General features: G+C 52.0%; 11 protein-coding genes. 2 read left to right on the top strand and 9 right to left on the bottom strand.

The genetic code is table 11. The features are described from left to right. On the top strand, positions 1 to 483 hold a 483-nt coding region (locus Q8O92_00855), incomplete at its 5' end, for a tetratricopeptide repeat protein (GenBank protein ID MDP2981864.1). 66 nt (positions 484 to 549) lie between these two features. Here Q8O92_00855 and Q8O92_00850 read toward each other — a convergent pair. The 3 genes from Q8O92_00850 to Q8O92_00840 all read right to left on the bottom strand — a co-directional run bounded on the left by Q8O92_00850 (position 550) and on the right by Q8O92_00840 (position 4025). After that, positions 550 to 1260: an RsmE family RNA methyltransferase gene (locus Q8O92_00850; GenBank protein MDP2981863.1), complete on the bottom strand. Its 711-nt coding sequence runs from the start codon at positions 1258 to 1260 to the stop codon at positions 550 to 552. Positions 1261 to 1272: 12 nt separating this feature from the next. Next, positions 1273 to 2679 carry an SH3 domain-containing protein gene (locus Q8O92_00845; GenBank protein ID MDP2981862.1) on the bottom strand — a complete coding sequence of 469 codons (1407 nt, stop codon included), beginning with the start codon at positions 2677 to 2679 and terminating at the stop codon, positions 1273 to 1275. Between the two features lie 176 nt (positions 2680 to 2855). Next, complete coding sequence (locus tag Q8O92_00840) at positions 2856 to 4025, bottom strand: uroporphyrinogen decarboxylase family protein (GenBank protein ID MDP2981861.1); 1170 nt, start codon at positions 4023 to 4025, stop codon at positions 2856 to 2858. Positions 4026 to 4378: 353 nt separating this feature from the next. Here Q8O92_00840 and Q8O92_00835 point away from each other — a divergent pair, with 353 nt between their 5' ends. Next, entirely contained in the window at positions 4379 to 5491 is a 1113-nt protein-coding gene (locus tag Q8O92_00835) for an SGNH/GDSL hydrolase family protein (protein ID MDP2981860.1), read from the top strand. A gap of 133 nt (positions 5492 to 5624) precedes the next feature. Here Q8O92_00835 and Q8O92_00830 read toward each other — a convergent pair whose 3' ends face one another. From Q8O92_00830 to Q8O92_00805, 6 genes are all read right to left on the bottom strand, one after another. After that, positions 5625 to 6065, bottom strand: a complete 441-nt coding sequence (locus tag Q8O92_00830; GenBank protein MDP2981859.1) for a hypothetical protein — start codon at positions 6063 to 6065, stop codon at positions 5625 to 5627. 359 nt (positions 6066 to 6424) lie between these two features. After that, complete coding sequence (locus Q8O92_00825) at positions 6425 to 6865, bottom strand: DUF488 domain-containing protein (protein MDP2981858.1); 441 nt, start codon at positions 6863 to 6865, stop codon at positions 6425 to 6427. Further along, positions 6862 to 7416 (bottom strand): DUF488 domain-containing protein, encoded by a 555-nt coding sequence (locus tag Q8O92_00820; protein ID MDP2981857.1) that lies wholly within the window; start codon positions 7414 to 7416, stop codon positions 6862 to 6864. The genes Q8O92_00825 and Q8O92_00820 overlap by 4 nt, the downstream gene beginning before the upstream one ends. Positions 7417 to 7541: 125 nt before the next feature. Next, positions 7542 to 7766: a hypothetical protein gene (locus tag Q8O92_00815; protein MDP2981856.1), complete on the bottom strand. Its 225-nt coding sequence runs from the start codon at positions 7764 to 7766 to the stop codon at positions 7542 to 7544. A 208-nt stretch (positions 7767 to 7974) separates the two neighbouring features. Beyond that, positions 7975 to 10134: a Tex family protein gene (locus tag Q8O92_00810; GenBank protein MDP2981855.1), complete on the bottom strand. Its 2160-nt coding sequence runs from the start codon at positions 10132 to 10134 to the stop codon at positions 7975 to 7977. Positions 10135 to 10406: 272 nt separating this feature from the next. After that, a partial coding sequence (locus tag Q8O92_00805) for a hypothetical protein (protein MDP2981854.1) occupies positions 10407 to 10833 on the bottom strand: 427 nt, incomplete at its 5' end.

Genomic DNA, 10833 nt, shown 5'->3' with positions numbered 1-10833 from the left:
ATGGCCATCTATCTTGATCTCGGACAATATGACGAGGTAATGGAATTCTACAAGAAGGCACAGGAAGTAAACCCGGATGCTCCAGAGTCGTGGTATCTTTTCCAACATCTGGGAAGGCTCTACTATACTACCGGCAGGTATGAAGATGCGCTGACGGCTTTTCAAGAAAAATGTAAGATCATGAGAATAGACCCTATTGAGGATCAACATATCGGTATTACCTATGGATTCATGGGTGATCGGAAAAAGGCGGAGCAGGTTGTCAAGAATCTGGAGAAGAGGAAAGCATTTATCTCTATTGCGTATATATACTCGGCTTTGGGTGATAACAACCGCGCATTTGAATATATGGAAAAGGCATACAAAAATCGAACACCGGAAAATTGGAATTTGGTAATGCTGAGAGCCGATCCTGAGTTTAAAAAAATCCGCTCCGACCCGCGCTACAAAGCCCTGCTGAAAAAAGTCGGTCTGCCGGAATAAACTAATCCTATTTTCCGTTGAAATTTCTTTCATCCCGTCCATCCATTCATCCCGACCATCCGCGGTTCAGACATTCTTTTTATTCACCCCACACAGCGCCACCGCCGCAATAGCGGCAGTCTCCGCCCGGAGAGTCAGCCCTCCGAGCGAGAAAAACAATGCCCCCTGAGCGCCGAGGGAGGCGATCTCTTCGGGAGTGAAATCCCCTTCCGGGCCGACTGCAAGGATGAGTTTATCCGCAGTTACATGGCTCAATACATCCTCAAGGCTTTCCTGCGCTTTCTGGGATGCGACGAGGAGGGCATGCCCCGGCCTGGACAGCACTTCAATACCAGAGACAGGAGCGATATCCGGCAGCCAGGACCTTCCGGACTGTTTTGCCGCTTCAAGGGCGATGCGGGCGAGACGGACGCTGTTGAACCGTGCGGGTGAATATTCACAGCGCTGTACAGCGAGCGGAATGAAACGGCGCACCCCAAACTCGGTGCATTTCTCGACCGCAATTTCGAACCGGGCCGGTTTGATGAGGGAGAGCGCAAGGGTTATTTCCCTCGACGGCTCGCCCCGCCCGCTGACGTCGCGGGTCGCCCGGGCTTCGAGGTAAGAGCCGGTGATCGTTTCGATGCGGGCCTCGACCCTTCTGCCGCGGCCGTCGGCGACCCCGATCATCTCGCCCACCCGCACCCGGCAGACCCTGGCGGCGTGGTGATATTCCTCCCCGGTCAGCCTGACCATGCCGTCGATAAAACACTCGGGGAATGTAAAGAAGTTCTGCATGGCTGTCAGCTCTTATCTTCCGATAATCGCGGCGTTGGTTAACCGGTCGATGAACGCCCCCCGCTGGGAGCCTTCGCCGAGCATGAGATCGGTAACCGCCACCCGTGCGGCTCGATGCGTCACGTCAACTTTTCCCGGCTTTGGTTCCCGCCAGGCCCAGAAATTGTGAATGGCATAGGGTTTCCCGTCCGCTTCGCCGAGATATATCATGATGTGTCCGGGCATCCGGAGCAGGGTAACGCCGCCGGGTACTGTCCGGAGCGCCTGCAAACGTGCGGCGCGGTCAAGGCCGTCGAACTTTACTATCCGGGGCGAAGCGCCTGCCTGGCTGGCGCTGTTCCGCGGGAGGCGGATATTGAAACACCGGAACACCTCCATGATGGTGGCGGAGCAGTCCCGGTCGCCGAACATGCCTCCCCAGCCGTACCGGAAGCCGAAGAATTTGAAGCACTGCTGGTACACGTTCCTCAGGGTGTAGGGGAGAAATCCGAGCGAAACATCCGAGCCGTTTCGCACGTATCCTTTTTTTGCCGCCAGCTCGCCGTTCGGCCCGCGGCAGGGGAAGAGCACCTCGCAGAAATCGTTTCCCGCCGACCGCGCCGGGAGATAACTCCCCATGGTGATCGATCCGATGGCCGCGCCACCTTCGGGACTGGGGAAAACGCTTACCCTGCTCCCGATGGCGACCACCGGCATGGAAGTATCTGCCAGATCTTTTATCAATTCCCGGTCGCCGAAAGCCACATCCTCGGAGGGCACCCAGCAGCCGAAGGAACTACTCTGCACGTACGACCAGAGGCCGTCCCTTGAGACATGGAGAAGCGCCACCGGCTCGCCCATATCGAGAGTGGAGGCCACCCCCCGATCGAATTCGTTGTCGCCGGGTGTTGACATCAGCGGAATATTGGTAGGCCAGAGCTTCCCCATGGTGTTGCGGAGAATCATGCCGAATTTTATGGTGATGAGGTCAGGCACTCCCAGGGTGTCCATGAGGGCGGCGATGCGGGCGCGCTCCGCCTTTTCCAGCGGGATGTCCGCGGTAACGTAAAATCTGGCATCGAGAAGGTATCGGGCGTTCGCCGCCATGTAATCCCGGATCTTGTTCCCCTCGCTCGTGTCAGGCATGGTCAGGATGTCGAGCATGACACCCTGACGGGCCGGATTTTCACGGTTGAACGTTTCAATCTCGGCGGGGGAGAGCATGACTGCATCGGGCTCCGCCGCTTTCCGTATCCAGAAGTCCGCAAACTGCACCTCGGCGGGAACTCCCGGAATTGGGTCTTCCGCCGGAACGAGCAGCGGGCCGGTATATACTTCCTTTTGCGGTGGGGGTGATGGCGGCGGCTGCTTTTGAATCGCTGCGCATCCTGAAATGATAACGATGGCGCCGACAAGAAAAAAAGCGGAAAAAGACCTCATGAATCCTCCAAAAATATAGGCAGACACTATAGCTTCTTTAGGAATGCAGCCCCCTGAATCCCCCGGAGAGGGAATTGCATAAAGGTAAGCAACGGGGGAGGTCCATTTCAAGCTGTTTTGCGGTGAAAGGTGAAAAAAAGGGGAAAAGAGAAGAGATATATTCCCGGAGCCTTACCTCATGTATGTTGAAAATATCTGCACTCTGATGCTTCTTCTGCAAATGCCCTGATCAGCGCCGGGTCGGCATCGAAAAAATGATCCGAGGGGGAAAGGATGAATCCTCCGCCCTTTCCGGCGTCCGTAAAAGCCCGCCGTACCGCTTTCCGGGTTTCTTCCGGGGCGCAGCCTTTGAAATAATGATACTGGTCGAAACCGCCGATCATGCAGACCCGGTCCCCGATCCTTTTCTTGGCCTCGGAAAGAATAACGTCTCCGCCCATTTCCGGAGGGGTGAATGTTTCCATGGCGTCGGGCTGCATGTCCGCAATCTGCTCCAGGATGGGCATCATGCCTCCGCAGGTGTGGTAAACCACCCGCTGACCCGCTTCATGGGCGCAGGAGATGATTTCCGCATCATAAGGGGCAACGAATTCATCGAACAGGCTGGGTGAGATGACCGTGGTAGAAGCGCTCCCGCCGCCAAGCTCAAGGATATCGAACCGGGCGCCGCGCATTGAGCGAACATACTCCGTCTTACGGTCACGGAGGATTTTCAGGAGCGCGTGCACCCATCCGGGGTCATCGAACGCCGCAAGGATCAGCTTCTCGGTTCCGACGAGACAGCAGGCGTCCTGCCAGCAGCCGGGCTGCCCGAACACATCGAAACAGCAGATGTGGCTGCGGATGATCCCCCGGTCTCCGAAATCTGCGGCCTGCCTGTTCACCTCATCCACATCACATTTCGGCGCGGTGACGTATTCTCCGATGACATCGATATCGGCCTTTTCTTTGATCAGGCGCTCGGTTACCCAGGAGGTATACTCATCGGACTGAAGTGTCATTGACAGTGTCCCCCCGGGAGTGACGAACCTGTAGTGTGTTGTCATGTACTCATATCCCTCCAGCTCTTCCGCCTCCACTCGCCAGGAATCGGTCGAAACACGCCTGGTCTCCAGGAAGCCGACAGCTCCATGCTGCGGGTCAAAATATTCTCCGCGGGAGGTATCCGGACGGTGCGCCATCACCCACCGTACGGGATCGAGGCCGAATTTCTCGAAGAAATCATCGCTGGTCATACCTCCCAGATACCGGTTGAGAAAATAGGGCATGACATGGTGAGTGGTCGCCGGAAGACGATCGGGAATTTTCCCGTGAAGGGCGGTGAGAAGCCGTTCTCTTGAGGTCATTGATAAATCCAAATTGCGCTTGTTTTGAGTATTTAGATCCTGAAACGAGTTCAGGATGACACGTGTCATGCCGAACTTGTTTCGGCATCTATTTTGGAAAAAACGCAATAAAATGTGTCGTAATGTATAGAATCCGGAAAGAACAACATTTGTCGAGACGCCTGCCGGAATGAAAGATAGTATATTTTGGTTTTGAGAAAAAGCGGCAATCAAACATACACCCGTAAAAGTATAATTTACGCTTGACTTGACAATGAATTGTGCTATGTTGATACACAAATATTGATATCCCCTGGAGTCATTGCGTTCACAGCTCAACGGTAAGCCGTTCCAACCGAAAGAAAGGACATTGAATGCCTCTCCTCCTCCGCCTCCTCACGATCGCCCTCCTGTTTTTCCCCCTCATCAACGCGGCGGCCCCGCTCCACGCCGACCGGATCGACCCGCGCCGCAGCACAGCGGACCCGGACGGCAAGACCGTATGGTATGACTGCAAACTGCTAACGGTCGAGGGAAAAGGGTGGGAGAACACCGAGTCTTTCTGGGATCGTCTTCCGGCGAAAGCCAAAGACACCGCACCTTCCTCGGTGTGGAACCTGAGCCACCATTCCGCCGGAATGTGCGTCCGCTTTACCACCGATTCACCGTCCATGCAGGTGCGCTGGAGTCTACTGAATGCCGAACTTGCCATGCCCCATATGCCGGCCACGGGGGTCAGCGGCGTTGACCTATATTTCAGGGACAAGGCGGGGAAGTGGCGTTTCCTGGGAAACGGCCGTCCAAAGGAGGTCACGAATACCGCGCCGTTCAGCCTCACGCCGGGCGGAGAGTATATCCTGTACCTGCCTCTTTACAACGGCGTGAAGTCGGTGGAGATCGGAATCCCCCAGGACAAGACCATCTCGACGCCGAAACCGTCCGCCCGTGAGCGCCATAAGCCGATCGTGTTTTACGGCACCTCCATCACACAGGGAGGGTGCGCCTCCCGCCCCGGCATGGCCGCCACTTCGATTGTCGGCAGGGAGCTCGATGTCCCCGTCATCAACCTGGGATTTTCCGGAAGCGGCAGGATGGAGCCGGAAATGGCCGATCTGCTCGCTGAGCTCGACCCGTCCGTCTATGTCCTCGACTGCTTGCCGAACATGACTCCCGACATGGTGAAGGAGCGCCTCGAGCCGTTCGTGCGGAAACTTCGCAGCGCGCATCCGGTCACCCCGATTCTCCTCGCCGAGGATCCAAGCGTCCGGAATGTCACCCCGACCGAGAAAGGGCGCATCGCCCGCGCCGTGTACGAGAAATTGACAAAGGACGGAATGAAGAACCTCTCGTTCCTGTCGAACGATGGGATGCTGGGAGATGACTTCGATGGCACGGTCGATGGCACTCATCCCAACGATCTGGGCATGATTCGTCAGGCGGCGGTATTTATTAAAGCGTTGGCGCCAATCGTACGGCCATCGGAATAGGAGAATATGAGGAGGGGTATAACCGGAGCTTTGCATCATATATTTACTTTAAGTCGCGCCCCACGGTTGCACACCCCGCACAGAAAAACATGAACAATATCCGGTTGACAATTGCAATGATAGCAAGTCGGCCTTAATGTGTGGTTAGCCGGCATATTTCTCTCAACACACTTTTCAGGTATTTGATATACTTATTTCGCTTAGGGGCTAGGTCAGAAAATGTCTGACCTTTGAGATAGTCAGGAAAACTGTAAACACCAGTAATCTGCAGGAAACATCTATCTGGAAACTTTTCCCAGCCACGCGCAAGACCAATCCGTAGAAAAACTTCGCTCTTCATAAGTGTCGCTATGAGGTCTGAGGAAATCTGCTGCGGTGTTTTCCCTTCATCTCGCAGCCGGTCATTATAATAGCGCCACGCTAAGTCTGTAATGGTCAACCTATAACTTTTCCCTTGGCCATCTATAAAGTTGAGACGATACTTCAACATACCTTCGGGAGATTTTTCATGGATTACTTTTATCACTCGCCGCGGCTGAATAGTACCAAGCGACCGAGGCCCCTGACCATCCATGATGTAATGTCCCGGATCAGACAAAACAGGTACTTCGAATATCGCGCTGATATTCTCAAACAGGGTTTGAATGAGTATTTCACGTTTACGCTTTTAATCCAAGTGTTCGATAAATCGAATAGATTTCGGATTATAAAGGTAATCCTCAGTGTGAGGTGGTCGAGGAAGGTGCTTAAGAAAATCGAATTCGACCACTGAAAAAGGGGAAATCACATGGCTTCCCCGTAAGTACAGTGTATTTTCTTTGATACCTGGTGGTGGCAATACCGGACGGATACAGTTACCATTTTCGTCATAACCGGCGATACATACCCGCTTCTCTTTCATGCGGGTAAGGTCGGTTATAATTAATAGCTTCTTCATAAATGAAAGACCTCCACATTAGGCCAGTGTGCGGTCAGTCTTTCTGCGACCAAACGGCGATGGCATTGCTCAGGAGTAGGCTCGCTACAAAGTAGACAGGAGGTGAATCTTTCGAATCCCACTTTATCCAGTGTATCTGGAATCTTGCGTTCATCCATGAGAGCTTCGAAACGTGCTACAAAACGGGACCAATCCGAGTCTGAACGATATTCATTTAAAATTTCTTTTGTAGGGGTAAGCTCTGGCAAATGAATATATTGGCAGCCATCCACGAGTTTGGACAGAAAGAAGGGTAAATCATCTTTTTTAGCAAAACCTGAAAGTTGCCCAACTGCATTAAGACGAATATCAACTAATCGTTGCACACTATTTTGGCGTAAAAGCCCAAAAAATAATTCTGCGTGTTTCTGAGTGAATCCAATAGTATAGAGTTTCATTGCTCCTCCCGGAACAATGATAGTTGTTCGGCCGTTGGCCTGTTTACTGACACCTGGATTGAACGAGCACTATAAACTATACCATCGCCTCGAATATGTTGAACATTTACTTCGGGATGTTCCGTCATGATATATTGGGCGATCAAGTGATGCCGGTGGCACTCAGCGGGATCCTCTTCACTGCACATGATTACTGTTATCTGCTCATTGGCCAACTCCAACAAACGCATGATACCTTGTATAAACCAGGGGCGCTTCATAACTTCAGGGTAATCTACTTCATAAAGATAATCTGTACCCTCCGGCGGTAACACATGGCTCTTGTAGCAAGCGGGGTCTGAAGGACGGCCACCCAGATACTTACCTGCATAGGCATATTCAATACTTTTGCCCGAAAGGATGTTCTCAAGATTTTCTTTATTGAACTGAGGATTGTAACGGCTGAATGGAGCAGAACGCACATCAACCAAAGTCATTATGTAATTGTCTTCTAATAATTGAATAAATTTCTCTATGCTATGGTTACTATGACCGATGGTAAACAGTTTCATGTTTATACCCTAAAATAGTAATTATCAGTTATCTCACTTTATAGACTTCACTATGGTGTTTGACGAAATGAATGACAATTTTCTGCGCCATTTTATCGAACGTATAAAGCACGCTATAGTTCCCATTACCAGGTCAGCCCCAAGTTAGATGCGACTTCTTCAGCAGGTATAATCTTTTCGCCTGCCTTCACAGCCGATAGTGACTTTTGAATTTTAACTTTGATGTCTTCTCGTAGCTCCAAACCTTCATCAGGATCGCCAAGCATTTCGGTAAATGTCTGAATAACAATTTCCTGCATGAGCGCCTTGAACTGATCCACAGTTAAATCGGCTATAGTCGTATTAGCCATTTTTCCCCTCTGTTAGGTTAAGTGTTTCCCTGATCAGCTATTAACGGTATGCCGGCTAAAAAACTTTCGACACTGATATCTTCGGCTAATTTGCAGTATGATTATAAATTAGCCGCTCAAATGCCGCACTTCAAGGAGAATGTCATTTCGCTTATATCACTTTCCTTATTTACAATCCATCCCGTCCATCCGCGTTTCAAACTCACTTTCAGATTTCAGATTTCTTTCGTTCTTTCGGCGGCAGCGGGTTAGTTCTCAGCGAAAGCGATATCCGTTTCCGCACCAGGTCAACCTCCACCACGGTCGCCATGACTTTCTGGCTTACCTTGACCACATTCGCGGGATTCTTCACGAACTTATCCGCAAGCTGGCTCTTGTGCACGAGGCCGTCCTGATGCACCCCGATGTCAACAAAAGCCCCGAAGGCGGTGATGTTGGTCACTATTCCCGGGAGTTTCATGCCGACACGCAGGTCTTCGGGCTTCGTAACATTCTCGGAGAAGGAAAAAATCTCGAACGATGTGCGGGGATCGCGGCCCGGCTTGGCCAATTCCTCATAAATATCGTTCAGGGTGGGAAGCCCGACCGTTACGGTGATATAGCGGGAAAGGTCGAGCCGTTTTCGGAGGTTTGCCTCCTTTATAAGATCGCTCACCGTGCAGCCCAGGTCGAGCGCCATACGGTTGACAACCGGATAGCTCTCCGGGTGCACCGCGCTGGCATCGAGGGGATTGTCTCCTTCACGGATACGGAGGAATCCCGCCGCCTGCTCGAACGCTTTCGTACCCAGACGGGGAACTTTCTTTATCTCCTCACGAGAGCGGAAAGGGCCGTGCTCGTTCCGGTGGTCCACGATGTTCCGGGCGAGTTTGGGTCCCAGGCCGGAAACATAGGTGAGGATCTGTTTGGAGGCGGTGTTCAGTTCCACCCCTACGGCATTCACGCAGCTCATCACCACATCATCGAGGCTGTCTTTCAACCGGGACTGATCGACATCGTGCTGGTATTGTCCCACACCGATGGATTTGGGATCGATCTTCACCAACTCGGCAAGGGGGTCCATGAGCCGCCTGCCGATGGAAACCGCCCCGCGGACGGTCACATCCTTGTCGGGAAACTCCTCACGGGCCGCTTCGGACGCCGAATACACCGAGGCGCCGCTTTCATTCACCATCACCACCTGTATGTCAACCATCCGGCGGAGGAAAGCCTCCGTTTCCCTCCCGGCGGTCCCGTTTCCCACCGCAATTATTTCGATGGCGTATTCACGTATGAGGGTGTGGACCTTGTCGGCGGCTTCCTGTTCGAGCTTCTCCGACTGCTGGAGGTAGATTACATCATGGTGGAGGAGCTTGCCCTGACTGTCGAGACAGCAGATTTTACAGCCGGTGCGCAGGCCGGGATCGACCGCAAGAACAATCTTTCCTCCGAGAGGTGATGCGAGCAAAAGCTGCCGGAGGTTTTCAGCGAACACCCGTATCGCCTCGGCATCGGCGCGTTTCTTGGTCTCCAGGCGTATCTCGGTCTCCATGGAAGGGGAGAGAAGACGCTTGTAGCTGTCATGAACAGCCAGCCGCACCTGACGGGCCGCCGGGGTGTCGTTTCTCAAGAACACCTGTTCGAGGATGAAGAGCGCCGGTTCTTCCGGCGGGGTAACGCGCAGGCTCAGAACTCCCTCGCTTTCACCCCTGCGCATGGCCAGGATACGGTGCGAGGGTGCTGAGACAACCGGTTCGTCCCAGTCGAAATAGTCGCGGTATTTCGCCCCTTCAACTTCCTTTCCGGACACCACGCCGGAGCGGAACCGCGCCTGGGCAGCGAAAAATTCACGCATCTTTTCACGGGCTTCTCCATGTTCGTTCACCCATTCGGCGATGATATCGCGGGCGCCGGCCAGCGCATCCTCTATGGTATTGACTTCTTTTTCGGGATTCACAAAGGCGGCAGCTTCCTGTTCGGGATCGAGGTCTCCCTGTTCGAAAATCATCTGCGCGAGCGGCTCCAGCCCTCTCTCACGGGCAATGGATGCACGGGTGCGCCGTTTCGGGCGGTAGGGAAGATAAATATCCTCCAGTATGGCCATGGTTTCTACTGCCATGATTTTTTCACTGAGCTCTTCGGTCAGGAGTCCCCGCTCATCGAGTGAACGGAGGATGGATTCCCGGCGCTCGTCAAGCTCACGGAGTTGTTTCAGACGGTCCCGGACTGCGGTGATCTGGACTTCGTCCAGGCTTCCGGTCGCTTCCTTACGATACCGTGCGATAAAGGGGACAGTGGCGCCCTCGTCCAGAAGATCGGCTGTGGGAGCAACCTGACGGGGAGATATTCCCAGTTCAAAGGCAATTTTTCTTATGTGTTTTTCGGTCATAAAAAGTAAAACCCAATTATCCCTTTTGGTAAGTAATCAGTGGTAAATGTGAGGTATTGTGTGCTCCTTCAGGCATTCATGATCGCCCCTGCCTTCGGCATCCCCCCTTATTAAGGGGGGAATTAAAGGAACGGGGATCTGACAAGTCCTAAAAACATCTACAGTGATAGTAGCGTTTTCTTTTTCCCCTTAATAAGGGGGGTAGGGGGATTTCATCATTTCGGATGATCACTTTTGCTTACTTAATGACATAACCGGAAAATATTATTCTTTCAAAATCCATAACATACTTTAATTCCATTCGGGGTGAATGTCAATCGTATATCCTTTTTCTTTTCTTCATTCATCGATAAATTGCGATTGATTTTTTTTGCAGAAGAATAGGAATCTATAGAAGCAAATACCCATGTAGTAAAAAAGATAATTGCTCCAGTATTACCCCAAGATTCATTGAAATGTTTTCTATATTGATTAGGGTGTTCTCTAGTATTTTCTACCTCTCGATAGCCATAATACATTAAACCTGTGCCTAATGCCCCTGCCCCAAAAAACAAAAAACCCTTCCCTAAATTTTCATTATAAAATTGACCCACTCCAGGAAAAATAAGCAAGGATAAGATTATAGCAGTTCCAGGCTGTTTGTATCCTCTATTATTAAATGTTTCATTCTTTATTGGATTTTGGCTTTTTTCAATTTTA

This window comes from Candidatus Latescibacter sp. (assembly GCA_030692375.1).
In the GTDB taxonomy this organism is placed as follows: domain Bacteria; phylum Latescibacterota; class Latescibacteria; order Latescibacterales; family Latescibacteraceae; genus JAUYCD01.
The sequence above is the reverse complement of the archived record's forward strand: the minus strand, read 5'-3'. Positions and strand labels throughout refer to the sequence as shown.